This window comes from Curvibacter sp. PAE-UM, assembly GCF_001432305.1.
GTDB lineage: Bacteria > Pseudomonadota > Gammaproteobacteria > Burkholderiales > Burkholderiaceae_C > Hylemonella.
Window position 1 is genome coordinate 749,928 of sequence record NZ_KQ483358.1, and the last position, 25,633, is coordinate 775,560.

21 protein-coding genes are annotated in these 25,633 nt (G+C 64.4%); 13 read left to right on the forward strand and 8 right to left on the reverse strand.

Features of this window, described 5'->3' with window-relative positions; translation table 11 throughout:
- Positions 1-10: 10 nt before the first annotated feature.
- From AO057_RS03740 to AO057_RS03760, 5 genes are all read left to right on the forward strand, one after another.
- Positions 11-802, forward strand: a complete 792-nt coding sequence (locus AO057_RS03740; protein ID WP_057674369.1) for a 3',5'-cyclic-nucleotide phosphodiesterase — start codon at positions 11-13, stop codon at positions 800-802.
- Positions 799-3,219 carry a GspE/PulE family protein gene (locus AO057_RS03745; RefSeq protein WP_057674370.1) on the forward strand — a complete coding sequence of 807 codons (2,421 nt, stop codon included), beginning with the start codon at positions 799-801 and terminating at the stop codon, positions 3,217-3,219. The genes AO057_RS03740 and AO057_RS03745 overlap by 4 nt, the downstream gene beginning before the upstream one ends.
- A 187-nt stretch (positions 3,220-3,406) precedes the next feature.
- Positions 3,407-3,889, forward strand: a complete 483-nt coding sequence (locus AO057_RS03750) for a pilin (protein ID WP_057674371.1) — start codon at positions 3,407-3,409, stop codon at positions 3,887-3,889.
- Positions 3,886-5,640: a PglL family O-oligosaccharyltransferase gene (locus AO057_RS03755; RefSeq protein WP_205629994.1), complete on the forward strand. Its 1,755-nt coding sequence runs from the start codon at positions 3,886-3,888 to the stop codon at positions 5,638-5,640. The genes AO057_RS03750 and AO057_RS03755 overlap by 4 nt, the downstream gene beginning before the upstream one ends.
- A 29-nt stretch (positions 5,641-5,669) precedes the next feature.
- Positions 5,670-7,115 (forward strand): PglL family O-oligosaccharyltransferase, encoded by a 1,446-nt coding sequence (locus AO057_RS03760; protein ID WP_240480730.1) that lies wholly within the window; start codon positions 5,670-5,672, stop codon positions 7,113-7,115.
- Positions 7,116-7,122: 7 nt separating this feature from the next.
- Here the strand turns inward: AO057_RS03760 and moaC are convergent, their stop codons facing one another.
- Positions 7,123-7,611, reverse strand: a complete 489-nt coding sequence (moaC, locus tag AO057_RS03765) for a cyclic pyranopterin monophosphate synthase MoaC (RefSeq protein WP_057674374.1) — start codon at positions 7,609-7,611, stop codon at positions 7,123-7,125.
- Positions 7,612-7,662: 51 nt separating this feature from the next.
- Here moaC and tfpZ point away from each other — a divergent pair, with 51 nt between their 5' ends.
- Both tfpZ and AO057_RS03775 read left to right on the forward strand, forming a co-directional pair.
- Entirely contained in the window at positions 7,663-8,436 is a 774-nt protein-coding gene (gene tfpZ, locus AO057_RS03770) for a TfpX/TfpZ family type IV pilin accessory protein (RefSeq protein WP_057674375.1), read from the forward strand.
- Between the two features lie 125 nt (positions 8,437-8,561).
- A complete protein-coding gene (locus AO057_RS03775; protein ID WP_082605622.1) occupies positions 8,562-9,965 on the forward strand; it encodes a M48 family metalloprotease in 1,404 nt (467 codons plus the stop codon).
- Here AO057_RS03775 and AO057_RS03780 read toward each other — a convergent pair.
- The 3 genes from AO057_RS03780 to AO057_RS03790 are packed head-to-tail and all read right to left on the reverse strand — an operon-like array spanning position 9,933 to position 11,532.
- On the reverse strand, positions 9,933-10,286 hold the full coding sequence (locus AO057_RS03780; RefSeq protein ID WP_057674377.1) for a phage holin family protein: 354 nt from the start codon (positions 10,284-10,286) through the stop codon (positions 9,933-9,935). The two genes, AO057_RS03775 and AO057_RS03780, sit on opposite strands and share 33 nt — an antisense overlap.
- Positions 10,287-10,329: 43 nt before the next feature.
- Positions 10,330-10,788, reverse strand: coding sequence for a hypothetical protein (locus AO057_RS03785; protein ID WP_057674378.1), 459 nt, complete (start codon positions 10,786-10,788; stop codon positions 10,330-10,332).
- Positions 10,789-10,836: 48 nt separating this feature from the next.
- Positions 10,837-11,532: a TerC family protein gene (locus tag AO057_RS03790; protein WP_057674379.1), complete on the reverse strand. Its 696-nt coding sequence runs from the start codon at positions 11,530-11,532 to the stop codon at positions 10,837-10,839.
- 391 nt (positions 11,533-11,923) lie between these two features.
- Between AO057_RS03790 and AO057_RS03795 the strand changes: the two genes are divergently transcribed.
- The gene (locus AO057_RS03795) at positions 11,924-12,355 is read left to right on the forward strand and encodes a DUF3717 domain-containing protein (protein WP_057674380.1); all 432 of its coding nucleotides are present in this window, start codon (positions 11,924-11,926) and stop codon (positions 12,353-12,355) included.
- 12 nt (positions 12,356-12,367) lie between these two features.
- Here the strand turns inward: AO057_RS03795 and AO057_RS03800 are convergent, their stop codons facing one another.
- Positions 12,368-12,928 carry a YaeQ family protein gene (locus AO057_RS03800; RefSeq protein ID WP_057674381.1) on the reverse strand — a complete coding sequence of 187 codons (561 nt, stop codon included), beginning with the start codon at positions 12,926-12,928 and terminating at the stop codon, positions 12,368-12,370.
- Entirely contained in the window at positions 12,928-14,307 is a 1,380-nt protein-coding gene (gene purB / locus AO057_RS03805) for an adenylosuccinate lyase (RefSeq protein ID WP_057674382.1), read from the reverse strand. The genes AO057_RS03800 and purB overlap by 1 nt, the downstream gene beginning before the upstream one ends.
- Before the next feature lie 96 nt (positions 14,308-14,403).
- Here purB and AO057_RS03810 point away from each other — a divergent pair, with 96 nt between their 5' ends.
- Positions 14,404-15,018, forward strand: a complete 615-nt coding sequence (locus tag AO057_RS03810; RefSeq protein ID WP_057674383.1) for a glutathione S-transferase C-terminal domain-containing protein — start codon at positions 14,404-14,406, stop codon at positions 15,016-15,018.
- Positions 15,019-15,124: 106 nt separating this feature from the next.
- Positions 15,125-15,982 (forward strand): ferritin family protein, encoded by an 858-nt coding sequence (locus AO057_RS03815; protein ID WP_057674384.1) that lies wholly within the window; start codon positions 15,125-15,127, stop codon positions 15,980-15,982.
- Here AO057_RS03815 and AO057_RS03820 read toward each other — a convergent pair.
- On the reverse strand, positions 15,968-17,209 hold the full coding sequence (locus AO057_RS03820; protein WP_057674385.1) for an HD-GYP domain-containing protein: 1,242 nt from the start codon (positions 17,207-17,209) through the stop codon (positions 15,968-15,970). The two genes, AO057_RS03815 and AO057_RS03820, sit on opposite strands and share 15 nt — an antisense overlap.
- A 125-nt stretch (positions 17,210-17,334) precedes the next feature.
- On the opposite strand from AO057_RS03820, the gene rfaE2 reads away from it, so the two are divergent.
- Positions 17,335-17,841 carry a D-glycero-beta-D-manno-heptose 1-phosphate adenylyltransferase gene (rfaE2, locus tag AO057_RS03825; RefSeq protein WP_057674386.1) on the forward strand — a complete coding sequence of 169 codons (507 nt, stop codon included), beginning with the start codon at positions 17,335-17,337 and terminating at the stop codon, positions 17,839-17,841.
- 12 nt (positions 17,842-17,853) lie between these two features.
- Here the strand turns inward: rfaE2 and glnE are convergent, their stop codons facing one another.
- Positions 17,854-20,625, reverse strand: coding sequence for a bifunctional [glutamate--ammonia ligase]-adenylyl-L-tyrosine phosphorylase/[glutamate--ammonia-ligase] adenylyltransferase (gene glnE, locus AO057_RS03830; RefSeq protein ID WP_371258261.1), 2,772 nt, complete (start codon positions 20,623-20,625; stop codon positions 17,854-17,856).
- A 28-nt stretch (positions 20,626-20,653) separates the two neighbouring features.
- On the opposite strand from glnE, the gene AO057_RS03835 reads away from it, so the two are divergent.
- Both AO057_RS03835 and AO057_RS03840 read left to right on the forward strand, forming a co-directional pair.
- Positions 20,654-24,805, forward strand: a complete 4,152-nt coding sequence (locus tag AO057_RS03835) for a YhdP family protein (protein WP_057674388.1) — start codon at positions 20,654-20,656, stop codon at positions 24,803-24,805.
- Positions 24,802-25,632 carry a carbon-nitrogen hydrolase family protein gene (locus AO057_RS03840; RefSeq protein WP_057674389.1) on the forward strand — a complete coding sequence of 277 codons (831 nt, stop codon included), beginning with the start codon at positions 24,802-24,804 and terminating at the stop codon, positions 25,630-25,632. The genes AO057_RS03835 and AO057_RS03840 overlap by 4 nt, the downstream gene beginning before the upstream one ends.
- Position 25,633: the final 1 nt, after the last annotated feature.

Consider the following 25,633-nt stretch of genomic DNA (forward strand, 5'->3'; position numbering starts at 1 on the left):
AGGAGTGGTCATGAAGGTGCGTGTGTTGGGCTGCTCAGGCGCGATCGCCAGGGAATGCCGCACCACGTCCTTTCTTGTCGATGACGACGTTCTTGTAGATGCAGGGACTGGCGTCGGCGACCTGACTCTGGACGAGATGCTGCGTGTCGACCATGTGCTGTTGACGCATGCCCACCTGGACCATGTGGCCGCCTTGCCCCTGATGCTCGACGCGATTGCAACGCGTCGTGGCAGCCCGGTGCTGGTACATGCGCTGGCCGGCACCATTGAGGCACTGAAGGCGCACATTTTCAATGATGTCATCTGGCCGGATTTCACGCGTCTGCCCACGGTGAATACCCCATTCATCCGCTTCGAGGAAATCCGGGTGGGGCAGGTGCTGCGCATAGGGGACAAGCGTATCGAGGTGCTGCCGGCCGTGCACACAGTGCCGGCAGTGGGCTATGCCGTGCTGGCGCAGCAGGCCTGCTGGGTGTTCTCGGGTGACACGGGGCGTAACCCCGCTTTCTGGCGCAGGGTCAACCAGCTGGACGTCAGCATGCTCGTGATTGAAACGGCCTTCAGTAGCCGCGAGAGCCAGCTCGCAGAAACGAGTCAGCATCTGTCACCCGAAGTGCTCGCCCAGGAACTGGACTGCATTGCGGTCGACAAAAAATATCCGATCTACATCACGCATACCAAACCAGCAGAAACCGAGTTGATCATGTCTGAAATCCGCAAACTGGAAGGCCATCGTCCCAGTGCCAGACAGGCAGCGCATGACATCCGCTGGTTGCAGGCCGGGCAGGAGTTTGAACTATGAGTGCAGTCATGAAACCCCCAGGCGGAGGCACCCCCGCCGAGCAGGTCTTCCGCGATTCCCAGCATCCGGCATCGGACAAGCAGGACAAGTCCTTCGAGGCACTGTTTGTACGCCAGCTCAAGCAGGTGGTGTTGCGCATTCACGAAACTGAAAACGTCGAGCAGATCATGCTGGAGGTCAGCCCCGAGATCTGCAAGCTGTTCAACGCCGACCGGCTGACCCTGTATGCGATCGGCGATGACGAAACATCCATTGTTTCCAAGATCAAGACCGGCCTGACCAGCAGCCGCGAACTCAAGCTGCCCATCAGCCCGCAAAGCATTGCCGGTTACGTGGCGTTCAGCCGCAAGCTGCTGAACCTGGCGGATGTCTACGACGAGGAGGCGCTCAAGCAGATTCATCCCCAGCTGGCGTTCCTGAAAGAGGTCGACAAGCGTTCCGGCTACCGGACCAAGCAGATGCTGGTGTCGCCCATCATCGAGGGCGGCAACCTCTACGGCGTGCTGCAGGTCATCAACAACAAGAGCGACCAACCCTTCAGCGAACTGGATATCAAGGGCGTCATCCAGCTCTGCAAGACACTGGCGACGGCCATCCGCCAGCGCCTGCAGAAGGTGGATGAGCCTCAGCGCATCCGGGCGACAAAGTATGACGGCCTGGTCGCAGATGGCCTGCTGAGCGGTACCCAGCTGCAGGACTGCGTACAGGAGGCGCGCAACGAAGGCCAGCCGGTCGAGCATCTGCTGCTGAACAAGCACCAGATCACGTCGGCCCAGGTCGGCCCGTCGCTGGCAAGGTTTTTCGGCGTGCCTTACGAGCCCTTCAATGCGGGGCGGATCCGTTCCGAAATACTGCATGGTTCGCTCAAGCGTGAATTCGCCGAAGGCCAGGGCTGGATCCCGCTGGAAGAGTCGCCCGAAGGGCTGGTCATCATGTGCCTGGACCCCGAGGCCACACGCGGTGCCCGCGTCGTGCCGCAGGTGTTCTCGCGCATCAACAAGTTCTCCTACCGCGTCACCACGCAGACCGAATTCGAGCAGACGCTGGCGCAGCTGTTCGGCGCGATAGTTGATGGCACCACGATCGACCAGTTGCTGGCCGACATGGGCGGCCCGCTCGATGACGAGGGCGGCAACGACGATTCGCTGGAGTCGGCCGCAGCCGACAACGAACTGGTCAAGTTCGTCAACAAGATCATCATCGAGGCGTATCAGCAGAAGGCTTCGGACATCCACATCGAGCCCATGCCGGGCAAGCTCAAGACCGGCATCCGTTTCCGTATCGACGGCACCTTGGCGCCCTATATTGAGGTGCCGGCGCATTTCCGCCAGGCCATGGTCACGCGTCTGAAGATCATGTGCGACCTCGATATTTCAGAGCGTCGCAAGCCGCAGGACGGCAAGATCAAGTTCAAGAAATACGGTCCGCTGGATATCGAGTTGCGGGTGGCGACTATCCCCTCGGCCGGTGGTGTCGAAGACGTGGTGATGCGTATCCTCGCAGCTGGCGAACCCATTCCGCTGGAGAAGCTTGGGTTGACAACGCACAACCGTGAGCGGCTGGAGTCCACGGTCAGCAAGCCCTACGGCCTGTTCTACGTCTGCGGCCCGACCGGTTCCGGCAAGACCACCACGTTGCACTCCATCCTGAAGTTCCTCAACACGCCCGACACCAAGATCTGGACGGCCGAGGATCCGGTGGAAATCACGCAAAAGGGCCTGCGCCAGGTACAGATCAACAAGAAGGCCGGCATTGACTTCGCCCTGATCATGCGCGCCTTCCTGCGCGCCGACCCGGACATCATCATGGTCGGCGAGTCGCGCGACAAGGAAACCGTGTCCATGGGTGTGGAAGCCTCGCTGACCGGTCACCTCGTGTTCTCCACCCTGCATACCAACTCCGCGCCCGAGTCCATCACCCGACTGCTGGACATGGGCATGGACCCGTTCAATTTTGCCGATGCGCTGCTGGGCATTCTGGCCCAGCGCCTGGCCAAGAAGCTGTGCGACTGCAAGGAGCCCTATAACCCGGGCACATCGGAGGTCAACAGCTTCATCTCCGAGTACGCCCAGGAACTGCGCAACACCAAGGCCTGGAAGGCGGACTTCAGCGGTGAAGCCCAGAAACTCTATGAGGAATGGGTGGTCAACTACGGTGAAGACGGCAAGCTGCGCTTCTACAAGCCGGTGGGCTGCGACAAATGCAACAAGACCGGCTACAAAGGCCGGCTGGGTCTGCACGAATTGCTGATCGCTGATGACCATATCAAAAAGCTGGTGCAGGAACGTGCCCGCGTGGCTGAAATCTTCGCCGCCGCCGTGGAAAGCGGCATGCGGACCCTGAAAATGGACGGCATGGAGAAGATCATGCTGGGCGTGACTGACCTGAAGCAGGTGCGGCAGGTTTGCATCAAGTGACAAAGCTGGCCGTACAAAAATGTCAGACCAGGGCCGAGATGGGACAGAAATGAACCTCGAATTGGCGGTAATTCGGGGATTTCACCGTAAAGCAACAACTTATTTCACGGTTCTAGATTGGCACAGAAAGTGCTGAACTAGACCATACAGCCCAGCTGTATCCATTTCTTTAACCAAGGAGCTATACATGAAGCGTTCTCTGCAAAAGGGTTTCACCCTGATCGAACTGATGATCGTGGTTGCGATCATCGGCATTCTGGCCGCCGTCGCCCTGCCGGCCTATCAGGACTACACCAAGCGTGCCAAGATGTCGGAAGTGATTTTGGCGGCTTCCGCTTGCCGTACCACCATCACCGAGATGTACCAATCCGCCACCATGTCCACCGCTCCCAATAACTGGGGTTGCGAGGCCGGTCCGCTCGTCTCGACCAACACCGCCCAGCCCAGCAAGTACGTGGCTTCCATTTACACCGACGTCGATGGCAAGATCACCGTCGCCTCCCTGGTGGAAGGTGCGCAGGGTGATGTGACCCTGGTCCCGATGAGAACCGCCACTGTGCAGTTGAGGGCTGCCGACCTGGGCACGCCGGTATTCGGCTGGCGCTGTGGCTCCACGGCTGATGGCACGAACGTCAAGCCCAACTTCCTGCCCGGCTCCTGCCGCGGTTGATCTTGCCTAGCGCAAGCATCGCAAATAAAACGCCCCGCGAGGGGCGTTTTTCATGGCTCACGCTGATTCTGGCGTTGGGCCTTTTGGCGTATCTGGGCGCCTGGCTGACACCCAATCATTACCCGCCATGGCTAAGCTTTCATGGTGAGAGCCTGACCTTCGTGGCGCTGGTGGTGGTGGGTCTGGCGTGGGTGTCCAGAGCGCGGAAGTGGGTGCTGGATCGGGCCGCCTTGCTGCCTATGGTCTTGATCGGGCTGATCTGGCTGCAATGGGGGGCGGGGCAAATCGCCTACTCAGGTGAAGCCGTCATGAGCAGCCTCTATCTCGGGGGCTTTGCCTTGGCCTGGTTGCTGGGCAGTAACCTTGCCGATAAATCCGCCGCCGGTGACAAGATACTGAGCTGGCTGGCCGGGTTGTTGGTAGTCGCCGCTGCTATTTCAGTCTACGTGGCTGCTCTGCAGTGGCTTGATCTGGAGGCGAGTTACGCAAATCTGATCGTGGAGCGACCTCAGGGCGGGCGCCCCAACGGTAATCTGGCGCAGTCGAACCACTTGGCTACCCTGCTCCTGATGGGGCTGGTGATGAGTGTCTGGCTCTACCACCAGCACTACCTGAGGCGTTGGCAAGCATGGGCTTTGGTCACCTGGTTGTCCTTTGGCCTGGCGATGGCGCAATCCCGTGCCGGCTGGTTGTCTGCTGCTTTGCTGGGCCTGTTCCTGCTGTGGCGCGGCCAGACCACCTGGAGGATAGGGGGCCTGCGAGCCGTGCTGGGCTGGTGGTCCATGCTGCTGGCCATGTGGCTCGCCTGGAAGCCTGCCAACGTAACGTTGTTGGCAACGGGGGAGTCGCGCGCGCTTGCCAGTTTGACGCAGGATAACGCCCGCGTGGTCTTGTGGCGCCAGATACTGGCCGGAATTGAGCAGTCACCTTGGTGGGGTTATGGCTGGGGGCAGACGGTGGCGGGCCACAAAGCAGGTACCGCCCACATCAGCAACGGATTACTCACAGACTATGCGCATAGTCTGGTGCTGGATCTCACGTTGTGGCTGGGCATACCATTAGCGATTCTGTTGATGGCAACCATGGCCTGGTGGCTGTTGCGCGCCGTGTACCGCATCAATGATCCGCGTCAACTGCTGCTGATGGCAGCGGCACTGCCGGTTCTGGTCCACAGCCTGGTTGAGTTTCCATTCGCGTATGCTTATTTTCTCTTCACGGTGGCATTCCTGTTCGGTTCATTGAGCACCAGGCAAAGTGCTGAGAAATCAAGTGCGTGGATCATCGATCGCTTACCAGGAAGGTGGATAGGGATCAGTCTGGTGGTGGTCTTTGCCGTTTTGTCTGCACGGGTTGGATACGAGTATGTTCAGGTGGAGGAAGACTACCGGGTCATGCGCTTTGAGATGCGAAGCGTCGGTCGTACGCCGGAAAACTATGAAGCACCAGATCTGTGGATACTCAACCAGCTGGGTGCCGTTCTGAAACTGGGGCGGGTCCAGCCCCGTCCGGGGATGTCCAGCGCAGAGCTGGAGAGCATGAAAGTGCTCAATAAAAACTATAACTGGGCGACCCTGCAAATGCGCTATGCGGTGGCACTTGCATTGAATGGGCAAGTTGAGCAGGCATTGATCGAGATGAAATCCCTCAGAGCCCACTACGGTGAGATCAGCTACAGACAAGCCAAGCAGCTGATCCTGGAACAGCAAAACAATCAGTACCCACAGCTGAGAGAGCTGAAGCTGCCAGAGTAAGCATGGGATACCGAGACAGTGCGCTAGTCTTGCTGCTGGCGTTTCCGTGGCTTAACCCATGGGCATTCGGCCCCTCGCCCAGCGTGTTGTCGTGGCAAGTGAGCTTAGGCTGCGGCGTTCTGCTGTGGCTGTGCAGACATCAGCTTTCAGCGAACATCATCTTCATGGGCTGGGTGCTGGCTGCTGTTGTCAGTGCCGTCATTGGCTTGCTTCAGTATGCGGGGTGGGCACACGGCCTGGATCCGTGGTTCATCTACGCACCTGCAGGAGAGGCGTATGGCAATTTGCGCCAGAAAAACCAGTTCGCCACGCTGACCAACATTGGACTGGCCGCGGTGATCGGGCTGTCGATGAAGGTGACTACAGCCAACAAGATGCTGAAGACGGGGCTCATCCTCGCCACTCTTGTTCTGGCCGCAGCCAATGCAGCATCAGCATCGCGCACCGGTTTGCTGCAGTTGATCATGCTGGCCGGGATGGTCGCTGTCTGGGGACAGTGGCGCCAGGCAGAGCAAGGTCGGCTGCTGATCGGCGGATTGCTCGCGTATGTGGCCACAAGCATGCTACTGCCACTATTTGCAGGCAATGAGGCATCCACCCTGGGTGTGTGGTCGCGTTTGCGGACGGCAGAAGATGCATGCACCAGCCGACTCGCTCTCTGGAGCAACGTGATGCACCTGATTCCTGCCAGACCCTGGACCGGATGGGGCTGGGGTGAACTGGACTATGCGCATTTCATCACGCTCTATCCAGGCGTTCGGTTCTGCGAAATTCTGGATAACGCGCACAACCTGCCGATGCATCTCAGTGCGGAACTGGGGGTGCCGGTCGCATTGCTGCTCTGCGGGCTGGGCCTGTGGCTAGTCTGGCGCGCGCGTCCTTGGCGGGAAATGAATGCCGACCGACAGGTGGCCTGGTCCGTGCTCGGTCTGATCCTCCTGCACAGCATGTTGGAGTATCCACTGTGGTTTGGCCCCTTTCAGCTGGCGGCACTTCTCAGCGTCTGGGTGCTGGTCAGGAAGGCTGAGCTGTCATCAAATACGGCGGCCCGGCTTTCCTGGAAGATGCGGGATCTGGTCCTGGCGGCTGGTGCGCTGACGGGGCTTGGCTACTCGGCCTGGGACTACCACCGCGTCAGCCAGATTTTCTACCCTCCGGATTTCAGAGCGGCAGCTTACCGGGACAACACGTTAGAGAAGATACGTGGAACCTGGCTGTTTCAGGATCAGGTCCAGTTTGCAGAATTCACCCTGACACCGCTGACGCCAGGGAATGCAGAGCACCTGTATGAAATGGGGCAGCGGGTGCTGCACTATTCACCCGAAGCACGGGTGGTTGAAAAGCTGATCGAGTGCGCGGTCCTTTTGGGACGAGACGAGGCGGCGCATTTCTATCTGGCGCGCTATAAAGCTGCCTTTCCGAAAGAACATGCGCGTTGGGCGGCGAGACAGCTAGAGCCGGTAAAGCCTCATTAGCAAATCTTCAGGGAGCCAGATAACTGCCCGACTTGCCGCCATGCTTCTCCAGCAGATGGACGCCGGTCATGGTCATGCCGCGGTCCACCGCCTTGCACATGTCATAGATGGTCAGCAGGGCAACCTGCACGGCCGTCAGGGCTTCCATTTCAACCCCAGTCGGGCCGACGGTCTCCACTGTGGCCGTACAGACCACGTGGGCTGGTGTGGCAGTCGCGGCGGGATGCAGCGAGAAATCAAGGGCGACCCGCGTGAGCGCCAGCGGGTGGCATAAAGGGATCAGATCGCTGGTTTTTTTGGCAGCCTGGATGCCCGCGATGCGGGCGATCCCCAGGACATCCCCTTTTTTGGCCGTACCGGACTCGATAATCGCCAAGGTGGCCGGTAGCATCTCAATATGGCCGGCGGCCACGGCAATGCGGTGGGTGCTGGCCTTGGCGGCCACGTCCACCATATGGGCCTGGCCCTGGGCATCAAAGTGGGTCAGAGAACTCATGGAAAATCCCGGGTTTACGAAACCTCTACATAACTCAAGCATCATACGTCCATGACGCAGACGAGAGCATTCCACTGGCAAGACCGACTCAAAGCCAGCGCCATCCACCTGGGCCTCAGCCTGGTCATTGCCGCCCTGGCGGCACTGCTGGTGTTCGGGCTCTGGTATCCCTACCCCTACCGCGATACCTCGGGAGGGCGTGAGCTGTTCCTGATCGTGATCATGGTCGATGTGATTCTGGGGCCACTGATCACTCTGACCGTCTTCAATCGCAGCAAGCCACGCAGCGAACTGGTGCGGGATCTGACGGTCGTGGGCCTGATCCAGCTGGCTGCCCTGGGCTATGGGCTGTGGACAGTTTTCGTAGCCCGGCCAGTCCATCTGGTGTTCGAATACGACCGTTTTCGCGTGGTGCATGCCATCGAGGTGCCCGAGGAACTCCTGGGCCAGGCGCCGGGAGATGTGCGGAAGATGCCACTGACCGGGCCCACAATTCTGGCGCTGCGGCCCTTCCGCGATGTCAACGAAGAGAGTACGGCCACCCTGATGGCGTTGCAGGGGCTCCCCCTGAGTGCACGCCCCGATCTCTGGCAGGCCTATCCACAGGCACGGGTGCGCATCTTGGCGGCTGCCAGGCCGTTGGCTGAATTGAGCGCGCGTTTTCCGCAGCAGGCGGCGGCGATCAACGAGGGCGTGGCGCAAACGGGCAAGAGTGCGGGGGAACTGGTGTATCTACCCATGGTGGCTCGCAAGTCCTTCTGGACCGTGCTGCTCGATGCACAGAGCGCCGAGCTGCGCGGTTTTGTGCCGCTGGATTCATTTTGAAAAGAGCCCCGACTGATCGCGCTCGTGTAGTGCGGCAATTTCTGGCAGGACTGCTGGCGTTCTCGCAGATCCTGGCGCCTGTGGTCGCGCAGACCTCGCTGCCAGCATTGGGCGATGGCGTGGAGATGAGCAGCAGCGCCGAGCGCCGGCTGGGCGACCGGATCGCGCGCGAACTCTACCGCGATCCCGACTATCTCGACGATGCCATTCTGGGCGAATACGTCCAGGGCATCTGGCAGCGCCTGATGGATGGGGCACGCCAGCGCGGCGAGTTGCCGCCGGAACTGGAGGAGCGTTTTGCCTGGGATGTCGTTCTGGGACGGGACCGCAGCGTCAACGCCTTTGCGTTGCCTGGGGGCTATATGGGGGTGCACCTGGGCCTGATCGCCGTGGTGAGCAGCGAAGATGAGCTGGCCTCAGTGTTGGCGCACGAGCTCAGCCACGTGACGCAACGTCACATCGTGCGCATCATCAGCCGCCAGAGCAATCAGGCCCCCTGGTTGATCGGCGCGATGATCCTGGGGGCGCTGGCGGCTTCCAGCAATCCGGGGGCTGCAGGGGCGATGATCGTGGGCGGGCAGGCAGCAGCAGTGCAGGGGCAGCTCAACTTTTCGCGCGACATGGAGCGTGAAGCCGATCGGGTGGGTTATGGCGTGATGACGCAGGCCGGCTTCGACGCCCGGGGTTTCGTCGGTATGTTCGAAAAGCTGCAGCAAGCCAACCGATTCAACGACACGGGCGCCTTTCCTTACTTGCGCAGCCACCCGTTGACCACCGAGCGTATTGCCGACATGCAGGCACGCCAGCAGCTGCAAACGCACACCGCCGTACCCCAACTCACGGTGACGCATGCCATGCTGGCGGCGCGAGCGCGCATGCTGGCGAACCCGGAAGTTGACAGTCTGCGCGCGGCCCTGCTGCGGGCGCAGGGCGAAATGGCGGCGATATCACCTGCGGAGCAGGCCGGCGTGCTCTATGCGGCGGCTCTGGGCGCGGTGGGCCTGCGTGAATTCGAGCAGGCGCAGCGCTGGCAGGAGCGCTTGCAGGCCATGGTGCTCGATGATCCGCGGGCGGCCTACCAGGCACGCTTGCTGGGTGCCGAACTCGCTCTCGCAACCGGGGATCCGCGTCGCGCCAGCATGTTCCTGGAAGGAGCGACTCCCGGCGCAGGCAGTGCCGTGACCCGCCCCCTGCTGTTCCTGCGCGCCCGCGCCCAGACGCAGAGCGGGCAGCCGCGCAAGGCTGCCGAGCAACTGCAGGTCTGGCTGGCCAGCCGGCCACGGGATGCACAGGCTTGGCAGCTGTTGTCGGCGGCTTATGCTGCCCAGGGCCTGACCTTGCAGGCTGTGCGGGCCGAGGCCGAGGTGCATGCCGCCCGCCTGGACTATGCCGCAGCCCGCGACCGCCTGCGCGCGGCGCAGGAACTGGCGCGACAGGGGCCCGGCGTGGACCACGTCGAGGCGTCGATCATCGACACGCGTAGCCGACAGATCGATTTATTGTTGCGGGAACAGGCGCTCGAGCGCTGAGTCGATCACGAGGCTGAACATCGAATACAGCAGCGAACCGAGCAGGGCTGCAGCGAAGTCGCGCACCTGAAAATCGTCCAGCACACTCGCCGCAGCCCAGAACAGCAGGGCATTGATGACAAAGAGAAACAGGCCGAGCGTGAGCAGCGTGACAGGCAGTGTCAGCAGGACGAGGATGGGTCTCAGGAAGATGTTGAACAACCCGATGACGAAGGCCGCCAGCAGCGCGGCGGTGAAGCTTTGGAGTTCGACGCCACTGTAAAGATGCGCGACCGCCAGCAAGGCGGTCGCGCTCAGTAGCCACTTGATCAGGAGTTTCATGGCGGGCAAGCATAGCACCCGCGCATGAAGTCCTCCGCTGGTGCTATTCGCTGGCCAGAACCAGGAAGGCGCCCATGCCGGCGACCGCTCCGGGGACGGCCCAACGCGCCTCCTGGGTGGCGGGCTGGTCCGGCGTGACCGGGGCCAGATCCTGACCAAACTTCGGGCGGCGTGCGTCGAGGACGCGAGCGGTGCCATGCTTTTCCAGCAGCTCGCGGGTCATTTCGACCAGCGGACCGCGCGACAGAACCGGTGTGACCTTGTGGCCCTGGGCCTGCAGGTCCGGCGTGATCTGGGAGAACAGCTTTTCCGCCCATTTGTTGCGCCAGTTTTCGCGCGCCGTGTGATTGACCCATTTGCTGATATGGCGGGTCATCCGCGGCGGGCAGGCGACCACGATCCAGTGGGTTGCCTGCTGTTTGCCGGGCAACTTGCCTTCCATCGGCACCAGCTGATGCTGTGCGTACTCGACATCGTCCACATACACAATGATTTTGTCCATGATCTACTCCTTGTTGATTAAGGGACGGGGGGAACAGGGTTGTCGGACTCAGGCCGCCTGGCCGGAGTGATGACTTTGGTTTTGGCGGCGCGCATGCCACCAGCCGGCAGCCAGTACGCCAACGACAGCGACTGCGTAGGCGGCCCAGCGCGCGGCCGTGTGCGGGTCAAACACCTCATCCAGCAGCGGCTCGTTGACAATCATCTTGGCGGCTGTGAAGGCCAGCACGGCGGCGCCGAGCTGGATGATGATGGGGAAGCGCTGCACGAGCTTGAGCACCACCGAGCTGCCGAACACGACGATCGGCACGCTGATGAGCAGGCCCAGCACCACGAGGTCGAAGGCGCCGTGGGCGGCACCGGCGACGCCCAGCACGTTGTCCACGCCCATCAGTGCATCAGCGACGACGATGGTCTTCATGGCGCCCCAGAAGGTCTGGGCGCCCGCGCCATGCTGCTCGCCGCCTTCCTGGTCGGCCAGCAGCTTGTAGGCGATCCAGACCAGGCCGAGTCCACCGACGAGCATCAGCCCCGGGACCTTGAGCAGCCAGACCACTCCGATGGTCATGACGGAGCGCACGACGATGGCACCGACGGTGCCCCAGACGATGGCTTTTCTTTGCAAATGGGGTGGCAGGCTGCGGGCGGCCAGCGCGATCACGATGGCGTTGTCGCCGGCGAGCACGAGGTCGATGAGGATGATGGCCAGCAACGCCGACCACCAGGCGGCGGATAAAAACTCCATGACTAAGCTCCGAGTTGTTTCGATCAACAACCTGGAACAGGCAACGTCAATGGAGTCTTGGGGCCGAGATGGACCAAGACGTGCTTCGACGAAACCTGAAACAGGCTCCAATCGAAGGTCTTGCTCGGCATGGTGTCATGCAGATTTTTGCCCAACAAGCCGGAAGTGATACTTCGTAATGACGACTTGCTGATACCTGCTGCAACGATGGTCTTTTCGACCACCTCCCTGTGTCACAGCAAATGGGAGCTACTCCCCTTCGTGAGAGAGATTGAAGCACGGATGGCATCAACCATGCAAACGGTATGGTTTTGAGGCAGGTCAGTAAAACAACGAACCCGAGGATGCGACAGGGCCAGGCGCTATGATCCGGCTCCCCCTAGAAGCAACCATGGCAGGCATCCACATCACCGATATCGAAGCGGCCATCAACTACTGGCGCGATCGCGAACCCTCGCCCGATGGCATCACGCTGGCCAGGCCAGTGCGAGCCCTGGCCGAGGTCTACGCCCTGATGGTTTTTTACCGGGAGCAGGAGGCCGACGAGTTCAGCATGCCGGCGCCGGCGCTGCAGGCCTGGATGGGCTGGTATGAGAGTACGCCCGATACGCCCTGCATTGCGATTTGTTCCACCAGCCAGGGCGATCCCGAATGCAAGGGCTGCGGACGGACCTTCGATGAGGTGCAGCTGTGGACCGAGATGCGACCGGCACAAAAGCGGCAGACCTGGCGCCGCATCACGCTGCATGGCGGGGCCTGGCGTTTCAACCGGTATGCCGAGCGGGCGGCCGAGGGCCAGCTGATGATGCCAGTGGAAGCCTAGGGCCGTTTCGACTCACTTCCAGCGTTGCGCTTCGATGGTCACCTGATGCCGGCTGTTGCCCAGCATCAGCGCACCCTCCTGGATCGTGGCCTGCAGTTGCATGCTGCGCTCGGCCATCGCCGCCAGGGCCTGGGAGGCATCGGTCGGTACGCGCCAGACCTGCAGCTTGTCCAGCCGGGTGAGCTTGTTTTCGATGCCGCGCCACCAGACTTCCGCAGCGTGGGAAAAACAATAGACCACCACGGCATCCGATTTGCTGCAGGCCTTGGCCAGGGGTTTGTCCTCGGGCTGGCCGACCTCGATCCACAGGCGCGTCTGGCCGGTGTAGTCGCGCAGCCAGACATCGGGTTCGTCGGGGTCGGACAGGCCGGCGCCAAAGGCCAGCGTGCCGTCGCCACCGCACATCGTTTGCAACTGGTGAGCCTGCAGGGCCAGCGCGACCAGTCGCACCATCATGCGTTCGTCGGTCTCGCTCGGGTGGCGTGCCAGCGTCAGCGCATGATCGGCGTAATAGCCGTGATCGATGTCGGCAATCTGCAGATTGGCCTTGAAGACCGTGGATTTGATGGCCATCAGACCCGGCGCGCCAGTTCGGCGGCCTTGCCGGTGTAGCTGCCCGGGGTCATGGCCAGCAGGCGCTGCTTGTCGGCTTCGGGTATCTCCAGGCTGCGGATCAGCTTGTGCAGATCTTCGGGCGTGACCGTCTGTCCACGCGTGACTTCCTTGAGTTTCTCGTAGGCGCCCTGCACGCCGTAGCGGCGCATCACGGTCTGGATCGGCTCAGCCAACACTTCCCAGGAGGCGTCGAGGTCGGCGGCGAGCGCCTCGCTGTTGAGTTCGAGTTTGCCCAGGCCGATCGACAGGGACTGGTAGGCCAGCACGGCATAGCCGACGGCCACGCCCATATTGCGCAGCACGGTGGAGTCGGTCAGGTCGCGCTGCCAGCGGCTGACCGGCAGTTTTTCGCTCAGATGGCGCAGCAGGGCATTGGCCAGGCCCAGATTGCCCTCGGCGTTCTCGAAATCGATGGGGTTGACCTTGTGCGGCATGGTCGAGGACCCGATCTCGCCGGCCTTGAGTCGCTGCTTGAAGTAGCCCAGCGAGACATAACCCCAGACGTCGCGTGAGAAATCGATGAGGATGGTGTTGGTCCGCGCGATGGCATCGAACAACTCGGCCATGTAGTCGTGGGGTTCGATCTGGATGCTGTAAGGCTGGAAGTTCAGGCCCAGGCCCAGGGGTTCGGGTGTTTCCACCACGCGGCGGGCGAAAGCCTCCCAGTCAAAATCGGGCCAGGCGGCCAGGTGCGCGTTGTAATTGCCCACGGCGCCGTTCATCTTGCCGAGGATCTTGACGGCGGCAATGCGCTCGCAGGCGGTCTGCAGGCGCACCACCACGTTGGCGATTTCCTTGCCTACGGTGGTGGGGCTGGCGGTCTGGCCGTGGGTGCGACTGAGCATGGGCACTTCGGCATAGGCCTGGGCCATGTCGCGCAGCTTGAGCAGCAACTTGTCCAGCGCTGGCAGCACCACGGTGTCGCGTGCGCTGCGCAACTGCAGGGCGTGGCTGGTGTTGTTGATGTCCTCGCTGGTGCAGGCGAAGTGCACGAATTCACTGGATTTTTCCAGCTCGGGACGGGCTTCAAAGCGTGACTTGATCCAGTATTCGACCGCCTTGACGTCGTGGTTGGTGGTCTTCTCAATGTCCTTGATGGCATGGCCATCGGCCTCGGAGAAATTCTTCACCAGGTTGAGCAGGTAGGTGCGCGCGCCGGGCGACAGCGGCGGGAATTCCTTGAAACCGGCGTCGCTCAGGGCGACGAACCAGGCCACTTCGACCTGGACGCGCCGGTGCATATAGCCCTGTTCGCTCATCAGCGGGCGCAAGGCGGCGAGCTTGGCGGCATAGCGCCCGTCCAGCGGGGACAGCGCTGAAATGGTGGAGAAAGTCATGCCCGGATTGTAGTTTGACGGCCGCGCGGGGCGCCGGAAAAGCGCAGGGCCGGGCCTGAATCGATAGAATCCGCCCCCTGGACTACGAAAAGACCCATGAAACTGATCGGTTCCCATACCAGCCCCTACGTGCGCAAGGTGCGCGTCGTGATGGCCGAGAAAAAACTGGAATTTGCCTTCGTACTGGAGGATGTGTGGTCGGAGCAGACCCGCATCGTCGACGCCAATCCGCTGGGCAAGATTCCCTGCCTGATCATGGAAGGCGGCGAAGCCCTGTTTGATTCGCGGGTGATCGTCGAGTACCTGGACACCCTGTCGCCGGTGGGCAAGCTGATCCCGCCGGTCGGCCGCGAACGCGCCGAAGTCAAGACCTGGGAGGCCCTGGCCGACGGCGTCATGGACGCCGCCCTGCTGGCCCGCATGGAGGCCGTGTGGCCCCAGCGGACCGAGGCCCAGCGCAGCCCGGCCTGGATCGACCGCCAGCTCGGCAAGATCAATGCGAGCCTGGAGGCCATGAGCCGTGGCCTGGGCGACAAACCCTTCTGCGCAGGCACCCATTTCAGCCTGGCTGACGTGGCCGTGGGATCGGCCCTGGGCTACCTGGATTTCCGTTTCCCCCAGATCGGCTGGCGCGAAGCGCACCCCAGTCTGGTGCGTCTGCAGGACAAGCTCATGCAGCGCCACAGTTTTGCCGACACCGTGCCGCACTGAGGTCGTTAGCGCGGTATCCATTCCCCCGGGCGGTGTGCGGAAACGCCGGCCTGTCAGGCATTTGTCACCGTGCCGGCCTAGAATCCTTGCACCGTGAAGGAACGCCATGCTTTACCCTGAACTGTTCAAGCAGCTTGAGGCCGTGCGCTGGGACATGGAAAAGGACATCCCCTGGGACACGTTCGATGCCTCCCGACTCAGTGATGAGCAGGCCCAGACCATCAAGATGAACGCCATCACCGAGTGGGCGGCCCTGCCGGCCACCGAGATGTTCTTGCGCGACAACCGCGACGACAGCGATTTTTCCGCCTTCATGTCGATCTGGTTCTTCGAGGAGCAGAAGCACTCGCTGGTGCTGATGGAATACCTGCGCCGTTTCCGCCCCGAGCTGGTACCCACCGAGCAGGAGTTGCACGACATCCGTTTCGAGTTCGATCCGGCCCCGGCGCTGGAGACACTCATGCTGCATTTCTGCGGTGAGATTCGCCTCAACCACTGGTACCGCCGCGCGGCCGAGTGGCACACCGAGCCGGTGATCAAGCATATCTACACCACGCTCAGCCAGGACGAGGCCCGCCATGGGGGCGCCTATCTCCGGTACATGAAACGCGCCATCGGGCGCTTTGGCGCCGAGGCCAAGACCGCTTTTGCGAAGGTCGGCGTGCTCATGGCCAGTGCACGGCGCACCGCGCAGGCCCTGCACCCGACCAACCTGCACGTGAGCAAGGCCCTGTTCCCGAACGACACCATCCAGAGCCGCCTGCCCGATCCTGAATGGCTGGAACATTGGCTGGACAAGCAGATCAATTTCGACGCGACCTGGGAGAGCAAGGTGGTCGAACGCATCCTGCACAACCTCAGCCTGCTGTTCGGGCGCAGCTTCCAGTCGGTGCAGGAACTCAACCGCTTCCGCAAGGAGCAGATGGCGTCGCTGGCACCGCTGCCGGTTTCAGGCGCGGTCTGAGCCGCTCGCGGTGGTCAGGGCCAGCATACGCTGCAGGTTGAGCTGGACCTTGACCTCGCGGTGCGGCACGCTGGCCACGATGCGGTAGTCCCGCAGGGACGTGTCGCGTATCACCGGCTCGGCCACCGGCATGCCTTCGCGGTTGATCAGCACGGCCACCCGGGGTGTGGTGGTGTTGGCGCCACGCCGGATCACGGCAGCCACCTCATCGGTGTTGAGCCGCACGAAGGAGCCCGGCGAATAGATGCCTACCGCCTTGATCAGGGCGGCGCCGGCTTCGTCCACCTGCCGGTTTTCGTCGAAATAGCTGGCTTGCATGGCCGCAGCCGGTGCGGTGGGGGTGCGCGAAGCGCGTGGCGCCAGCCGTGCGCCAAACATGTCGGCGCGCTGGATCAGGCGGGCCATGCGCTGGCCCTCGGTCTTGGCGGACAGCGGCCCGGGGGGCACGCTGTGGTGGTGGCGCACGGCTTCCAGCCAGACCGCATCGTCGACCCCGATCTTCTGCAGCAGTGCCACCGAGCGCAGGGCGTGCTGGTCGATCTGCTGGCGCTGCTCCACGGTGGGCGGCGTCAGCTGCTGGGCCAGCTTGTCCTGCAGGTCGGTCATGCCGATGTTCATGGTCAGCGCCGCCAGGCACATGACCTGCTCTTTCTCCGCCGGCCAGTTGAGCACCTCGCGCGCCGCCAGGCCGCACATCACACTGACCAGCATGGCATGGGTGGCGCTGTACATCCTGATCTCGCTGGCCGAGAGGTGGAACAACGCGAACAAGGCGCCGTCCGGATTGCCGATTGAATGTTGGCGCAGTTGTTTTTGCAGGCGCACCAGGCGCTGCAGAAATTGCGGCGAGCCGCAGTCGCGCAGGATGCTGTTGGCCTGCACCTGGTAGTCCAGCCAGTCCGGCGGGCCGTCGGCCAGGTCCGGCTCATTGCGGCTGGCATCGACATCGGCACGCGATACCTGGACGCCGGCAATCTGCCCCAGGGTTTTTTCCTTGCGCACCAGGTCGTGCAGCATGCCCACGTAGGCACGGTGGTGGGCCTCGGAGTCAGCGACATCGATGTAGAGCGTGACGCCGCGGCCCACGAGCGATTGCAACTCGCTGCGCGACGCGATCACATAGCCCTTGTTGGCCAGCAGCGTCCCTTCGGCATCCATCAGCGGAAAAGGCAGAGGCTCACCGATCCGAAGCGAATCCAGGCTGACAGAGACGAGTTTGTTGGACATGAACTGAACAATTATGCCCGTGCAGGTCTGGTGGAGGGGCTGGATTGAGGGGTAATTTGCCACCGTTTTCCCGGATTGCAGCAGGTCGCCGCACCCGCCGGGGCCTGGCTGCTAGGATGCGGGCCATGACGCAAGCCTCCGTCCCGTTTCCGCTGCCGGCTTTTCTCGGCAAGCTCTGTGCGCGTGCCGAACTCGGCATGCGGCTGGCGGCCCTGCCCCGGCCGCTGGTCTTCACCAACGGCGTATTCGACGTCATGCATCGGGGGCACGCCATCTATCTGGCGCAGGCCCGGGCCCTGGGGGCCAGCCTGGTCGTGGCGCTCAACACCGACGCGTCCGCGCGCCGCCTGGGCAAGGGGCCGGAGCGGCCCCTGAACAACGAGCAGGACCGCGCAGCGATGATGGCGGCCCTGGGTGCGGTCGATCTGGTGACCTGGTTCGACGAGGATACGCCGCAGGCGCTGATCGCAGAAATTCGTCCCGACATCCTGGTCAAGGGCGGCGATTACGACATGTGCAAGCTGCCCGAGACGGTCCTGGTCGAATCCTGGGGTGGCCGGGCCCTGGCCCTGCCTTTTGTCGACGGCTATTCCACCACCGCACTGGTGCGCAAGATCCGCGGCACGCCCTGAGCCCGGGGGCGCTCAGGAGGCGTCGAACACGGCCTTCCACAGCGCCAGCACCGCGGCGCGTTCGCCGGCCATGGCCTCGGTCGGGACCTGGGTGGGCTCTTCGTTGAGGCGCGCGCGGTGCTGCACGCGCCGTAGTTCGCGATAGGCGTCGGCGGCTGCGCTGCCGACCCCGGTGGGCAGCAGGCCAGCCGCTTCGGCGGCGCGCAGCAGGGCGATGTTGCCGACATTGGCAACCAGCTCGGGGTGGCCCGCCGACTGTGACAGCACCAGGTACTGCACAGCGAACTCGGCATCGACCATGCCCCCGGGGCTGTGCTTGACGTCAAACTGCTCCCCGTGCACCGGGTGCGCCTGGCGCACCTTCTCGCGCATGGCGACGATTTCCAGGCGCAAGGCCTGTGCGTCACGCGGCGCGGAGATCACGGCCTGGCGCACGGTGTCGAAACGCTGCTGCAGGGCGGCACTGCCCAGCACGAAGCGCGCGCGCGTCATGGCCTGATGCTCCCAGGTCCAGGCGGTATTGCTGCCGCGCTGCTGCTGGTAATTGGCATAGGCATCGAAAGTGGTGATCAGCAGGCCCGAGTTGCCGTTGGGACGCAGCGCGGTATCGATCTCGTAGAGGTCGCCCTCACCGGTCTTGACGGTCAGCCAGTTGATCAGCTTGCGCACCAGCAGGGCGTAGACCTCGGGGGCATCCTCGTGCTCGTCCTCGTAGACAAAGACGATGTCCAGGTCGCTGCCGTAGCCGAGCTCCTTTCCGCCCAGCTTGCCGTAGCCGATGATGGCGAACTGGGGTTCCTCGCGGTGTTTCTTCTTCAGGCGCGCCCAGCACCAGCGCGTGGTGATGCGCAGCATGGCGTCGGCCAAGGCGGAGAGGTCGTCAGCCACCTGCTCCACCGTCAGCACGCTCTCGACGTCGCGCGCCAGGGTGCGAAACACCTCGGCGTGGTGGGCACGGCGCAGCAGGTTGAGCAGCGACTCCTCGTCGTCGTCGCCAGAAGCCTGCAAGGCCTTCTGGCGGGCATCGAGTTCGGCCTCGAAGGCGCTCGGGTCGAAGCGCTCGTCCATCATGGTGCGGCTGGCCAGCTCGTCGATCACGCCAGGATGCTGGAGCAGGTAACGCGCCGGCCAGCGTGCTGCACCGAGCAGACGCAGCAGGCGCTCATGCACCGCAGGACGCTCCAGCAGCATGGCCAGGTAACTTTCGCGGCGCAGCAGCGGCTCCATCCAGTCCACCAGCCGGCTGGCGGCCGCGTCGCTGGCGCGGCCCTCACGCAGCCAGTCGGCCGTGCGTGCCACCAGCCGGATGAGACGAGCGCGGGATTCCTCGCGCAAGGCCAGCACGCGCGGATGCGTGCGCCAGGCGCTGACCCGCTCGCGGAACAGCGGCGGCAACTGCTCGATCAGGCTGTCGAAGTCCGGCGTGACGGGGCCGGTGGATCCGCTCTTGCCATTGCCGTTGTTGCAGCCCTTGCATTCCTTCTGGCCGGACCCGCCAAGCAGGATGTCGAATTCCTGGGCGACGACCTCGCGGTGGGCGTCGAGCTGGGTCAGGAAGCGGCAGGCATCGGGGTAACCCATGCTGCGCGCGATCCAGTCCAGATCTTCATCGCGGGTGGGCAGCACATGGGTCTGCTGGTCGTCCAGGTACTGGATGCGGTGCTCGACCCGGCGCAGGAACTCGTAGGCCTGGGCCAGCGCCTCGGCCGTGGCCGCCGGCATGAGCCCGGCCTTGACCAGGCGTTGCAGGGCGTCGAGCGTGGGGCGCGTACGCAGTTCGGGGAACTGGCCGCCGCGCACCACCTGCAGCAGCTGCACGGTGAACTCGATCTCGCGTATGCCGCCGCGCGAGAGCTTGACGTCGTTGCTGCGCTCCGGGTGGCCGGCACTGCGCTTGGCCGCGTGCTCGCGGATCTGCCGGTGCAGTACGCGCAGCGAGTCGAAGACGTTGTAGTCCAGATAACGACGGAAGACAAAGGGGACGACGAGGTTGCGCAGCTGCATGACCGAGCCGTCCTGCAGCTGGCGTCGGGGCGCCACCGTGCGGCTCTTGAGCCAGGCAAAACGCTCCCACTCGCGGCCCTGCACCTGGAAATATTCTTCCAATGCGCCCAGCGAGACGGCCGGCGGACCCGAGTTCCCGTTGGGCCGCAGCGCCAGGTCGACACGGAACACAAAGCCGTGTTCCGTGGTGTCGCCCAGCAGGTTGTAGATGGCGCGCACCACCTTGGCGAAGTATTCGTGGTTGGAGATGCGGTTGCGCCCTTCGGCGTTGCCGGCGGTCTCGCCGTCCTGGTCGTAGATATAGATCAGGTCGATGTCGCTGGAGACATTGAGTTCGCGCGCGCCGAGCTTGCCCATGCCCAGCACCCAGAACAGGGCGCGCTTGCCCGAAGGCGTCAGCGGCATGCCATGGTTCTCGTCCAGGGTCTGCATGACCTCGGTGCAGGCGATGTCGAGCGCGAACTCGGCGAGTTCGGTCATGCTGGCGGTGATGTCGCGCAGCGGGGCCTGTTGTTCGCAGTCGAGCACGGCCAGGCGTTCCATGACCAGTTGGCGCAGCACGCGCAAGGCGGCGGCGCTATCGTGTCCGTTGTCGCGCAGGTGGGCGTAGAACTGCTGCAGGGCCTGCGGGTCGGGGCGGCCCGGGGGCAGTTGCGCCAGCAGCGTGGCATGACGGCGCCGTATGCGTTGGACAAAACGGGAGTGGTCGGCACAGACCGGGGACACCGCCGGCACGGTGGTCGCGCCCGGCATCGGGCCGCATGCATCGTTGCGGGTCATAATTCCTGTCGAGTTCTCGATCTGCAAAATGGTTACCCTGCCGCACCGCCCATCCCTGTCGCTCAAAGTCCTGACGATTTCGACGCGTGCTCTGCTGTGGCTGGTTCTCTTGGCCTGGCTGGTCTTCGGCGCCGCCTGGGCGGCGCTGCATCTGGTCATTGTGCCGCGAATCGGCGAGCTGCGCCCGGAGCTGGAAACCCGGGCCAGCCAGGCCCTGGGCGTGCCGGTGCGCATCGGCGCCATCGTGGCGCATGCGGACAGCCTGTTTCCCTCCTTCGAGCTGAGCAACGTGCAGTTGCTCGACCGCGAGGGGCGCGTGGCATTGCAACTGCCGCGCGTGACGGCCACGCTCTCGCCGCGTTCACTCTGGAACCTCGGGTTCGAGCAGCTGGCGATCGAGGGGCCCGAGCTGGACGTACGGCGCGCCACCGACGGGCGCATCTTCGTCGCCGGTATCGAGGTCCCGCAGCAGCAGGACGGCGACGGCCGTGCGGCCGACTGGGTGTTCTCGCAGACGGAATGGCTCATCCGCGGCGGCCGTGTGCAGTGGCGCGACGAACTGCGCGGTGCGCCGCTGTTGCAGCTGCAGGAGGTCGATCTGCGCATGCACAACGGCGCGCGCCTGCATGAACTGCGGCTGGATGCCACCCCACCGCCCGAACTGGGGGGGCGCTTCAGCTTGCGCGGACGCTTCCGTCAGCCGCTGCTTTTCACCCGGGCTGGCGAGTGGCAGCGCTGGCAGGGCCAGTTTTATGCCGTGTTCGAGCGCGTCGACATCGATCAGTTGCGCCGCCATGTGCCGCTGCAACTGGACGTAGCCGGCGGCAGTGGTGCCCTGCGCACCTGGATCGACGTGGACGCAGGCCGCGTCAGCGGGGTCACGGCGGATGTGGCGCTGTCGCAGATCGGCCTCAAGCTGGGTCCGGAACTGCCGGCGCTTGACCTGGCACGGCTCACCGGCCGGCTGGGCGGCCGTCGGCTGGGCGACGGTTTCGAGGCCTACACCCAGGGCCTGAAGTTCGACACGGTCGACGGCCTGCACTGGCCGGGGGGTGATGTGCGCGTCAGCCACCACGCCGGCGACACGCCGGCTGCGGCCGGCGGTGAAATCCGGGCCACCCGGCTGGACCTGGCCACGCTGGCCCAGCTGGCCCAGCGCCTGCCGCTGGAGCGGCGCATGCACGAGGCGCTGCTCCTCTATGGCCCCAGGGGCCTGATCGAGCAGCTGCAGGCCCGTTGGCAGGGGCCGTGGGAGGCGCCTACGCGCTTCGATGCGCGCGGCCGCCTGCAGCAACTCGAGGTGGCGGCGCGGCCACACCTGGACCCGCGGCTGCCCGACACGGAACCGGCCTCCCCCATCGGTTCGCCCGGCGTGCGCGGCCTGAACGTCGACTTCGAACTGACGCAGGATGGCGGGCGCGCCAGTGTGGTGGTGCAGCAGGGGCATCTGGAATTGCCGGGGGTGTTCGAGCAGCCGCGCATCGCGCTGGACCAGCTGGCCGCCGAACTGCAGTGGAAATTGCAGGGGGGGCAGACCAGCCTGCAGATCAGCAATGCGCGTTTTGCCAATGCAGATGCCCAGGGCGAATTCCAGCTCAAATGGCATACCGGCGCCGCAGCCGGTGCCCGCCTGCCCGGGGTGCTGGAACTGCAGGGCAGCATGAGCCGGGCCGAACTCGCGTCCCTGCACCGGTATCTGCCGCAGGCCATCAACGCCGGCGTGCGGGACTACCTGCGTCAGGCCCTGCCGCAGGGCCGGGCCGGCGGGGCGCGTTTCCAAGTCAAGGGGGATCTGCGCGATTTTCCCTTCAGCCAGCCCGGGCAGGGGGAGTTCCGTATCACGGCCAGCGTGTTCGACACACGCTTCGTCTATGTGCCGACCAGCCTGCAGCCTGCGCAGCAGTTGCCCTGGCCCGCCCTGACGGATCTGCGCGGTGAGTTGCTGATCGACCACGCCAGCCTGCAACTGCGCAACATCAACGCCAGGGTCCAGGGGGCGCCACAGCTGCGCATCAGCCAGGGCGAAGCCCGCATTCCGGACATGGGGCACGAGGCCCGCGTCCTCACCAGTCTGCAGCTGGGCGGGCCGCTGGACGATTTGCTGCGGGGCCTGATCAGCAGTTCCCCGCTCGATGCGATGCTGGGCGGGCTGCTGGGGCAGGCGCGGGCCGCCGGGAATGCCGACGTGCAACTCAAGCTGGATCTGCCGCTGCTGCACCTGGAGCGTTCCGCCGTGCTGGGGCAGATCAAGCTGGCCGGCAACGAACTGCAGCTCGCGCCCGAGCTGCCGCGCCTGACACGGACGCGCGGCCTGCTGCATTTCAGCGAGCGCGGTTTTGCCCTGGCCGGCGTGCAGGCGCGGCTGCTGGGTGGTGATGTGCGCGCCGAGGGGGGCACCATTGCGCTGCCGGGGACCACCGCCGATGCCCCGGCCCGCCTGCGTGTGCAGGGCACGCTCACGGCCCAGGGCTTGCGTCAGGAAACGCAGCTCGGTGTCGTGGCCCGCCTGGCGCAGCAGATGAGCGGCAGCACCGCTTACACGGCCGAATTCAATCTGCGCCAGGGCGTGCCTGAGTTCCAGCTCAATTCCACTTTGCAGGGCCTGGCCTTGAACTTGCCGGCGCCGCTGGCCAAGCCGGCCGAGGTGGCCCTGCCCCTGCGCCTGCAGGCCGCCCTGATGGGAGCCGAGGCCGGAGATGCCGCGCAAGGCGCACGCCGGGATCTGTTGCGCCTCGATCTCGGGCGCCTGGTCGCGCTGCGGTATGAACGCGAACACGCCCGGGGCACGACGCAGGTGCTGCGCGGCACCCTGGGTGTCGGCCTGCCGCCGGGTGAGAGCCTGCCCATGCCGGAGGCTGGGGTGGTGGCCAGCATCCAGTTCGATGAACTGGACCTTGATGCCTGGCGCAAGGTGGCCGCGGCACCCGTCACCGCTGGCGCCGTGCCGGCTGCCCCTGCCGGTGGTCCGCCGGTGCCGGCCGCGCTGCGGGACTATTTGCCCACCAGCCTCATGGTGCAGGGCGCAACCCTGCGGGTGGGCAGCCAGAAGTTCGGCCAGCTGGTGGCGGGTGGCACGCGCGAAGGCCAGGTCTGGCGCGTCAACCTGGACGCGCGCGAGCTCAGCGGTTATCTCGAATACCGCATGCCCACCGATGTCGGGGCTGGCAGCGTCTATGCGCGGCTGGCGCGCCTGGTGCTGGCGCAGGAGAATGCCAGCGGTGTGGAGCACCTGCTGGACGAGCAGCCGGTGAGCATTCCCGCGCTCGATGTGGTGATCAACAGCCTGGAGCTGCGCGGCAAGAACCTGGGCCGGGTGGAGGTCGAGGCCGTCAACCGCGGCCTGGCGCGGCGCGATGCGGGCGCGCGCGAATGGCGCTTGAGCAAGCTCAATATCAGCATGCCGGAGGCCGAGTTCACGGCCAGTGGCAACTGGGCCGTCTACCAGGAGGCCGGCGAGCCCCTGGGCCGGGTGACCGTGCCGCGTACGGGGGCCGGCGCCGCGCGTAACGAGCGGCGGCGAACCACCATGAATTTCCGGCTCGAGATCAGCGATGCCGGCGGATTGCTCAGCCGCCTGGGCATGCCCGGCCTGATCCGCGCGGGCAAGGGCCGCATGGAGGGCCAGGCCAGCTGGATCGGTTCGCCCATGGGCCTGGACTACCCGAGCCTGGGCGGCAGCTTCAATGTCAATGTCGAGACCGGCCAGTTTCTCAAGGCCGAACCCGGCATTGCCAAGCTCATGGGCGTGCTCAGCCTGCAGTCCCTGCCGCGGCGCCTGACGCTCGATTTCCGCGACGTGTTCACCGAAGGGTTTGCTTTTGACTTCGTGCGCGGCGACGTCCAGGTCGAGCAGGGCATTGCCAGGACCAACAACCTGCAGATGAAGGGCGTCAATGCTGCGGTGCTCATGGACGGCCAGGCCGACCTGGCGCGCGAGACGCAGGATCTGCGTGTCGTGGTGGTGCCCGAGATCAACGCCGGCACCGCTTCGCTGATCGCCACCTGGATCAACCCTGCGGTTGGCCTGGGCACCTTCCTCGCCCAGGTCTTGCTGCGCGGGCCGATGATCGCCGCGACCACGCAGGAGTTCCGCATCACCGGCAGCTGGAGCGACCCGCAGATGAGCAAGGTCGACACCCCGGCACCGGCGGCCAGCAACCCGACGGGCAACACGCCATGAAGATCGCGGCCATCCAGATGGTTTCCGGTGTCGACTGCGACGCCAACCTGTTGCGCGCACGCGTCCTGCTTGAAGACGCGGCGCGCCAGGGCGCCGAGCTGGCCGTGCTGCCCGAATACTTCTGTCTGCTGGGACGCCAGGACAGCGACAAGCTGGCCTTGCGCGAAACCCTGGGCCAGGGCCCGATCCAGGACTTTCTGGCGCGAGCTGCGCGCGAGCTGGGTCTGTGGGTCGTCGGGGGCACCCTGCCGCTGGACGGGGGGGCGCCGGCGGGCGACGGGTCCGCGCGCGCCTACAACAGCACGCTGGTCTATGCGCCTGGTGGAGAACGGGTGGCGCATTACGACAAGATCCACCTGTTCCGTTTCGACGACGGGCGCGAACGCTACGACGAGGCGCGCACCCTGCACCCCGGGCGCGCGCCAGTTACCTTCGAGCTGCCCTCGCGCGACGGCCACCGCTGGCGGGTGGGCCTGAGTATCTGCTACGACCTGCGCTTCCCCGAGCTCTACCGGGCGCATGCCCAGGCCGGCGCCGAACTGCTGCTGGTGCCCAGCGCGTTCACGCACACCACCGGCCAGGCGCACTGGGAGCTGTTGCTGCGCGCACGCGCCATTGAAAACCTGGCCTTCGTCGCGGCCGCAGCGCAAGGCGGGCTGCATGAGAACGGGCGACGCACCTGGGGGCACACCATGCTGGTTGATCCCTGGGGACGGGTGCTGGGTGTACAGCCGCAGGGTGAGGGTGTGGTGCTGGCCGAGTTCGATGCGGCGCAGCAGCAGCAGCGCCGTCAGCAGCTGCCGGCGTTGGAGCACCGCGTCCTGTGAC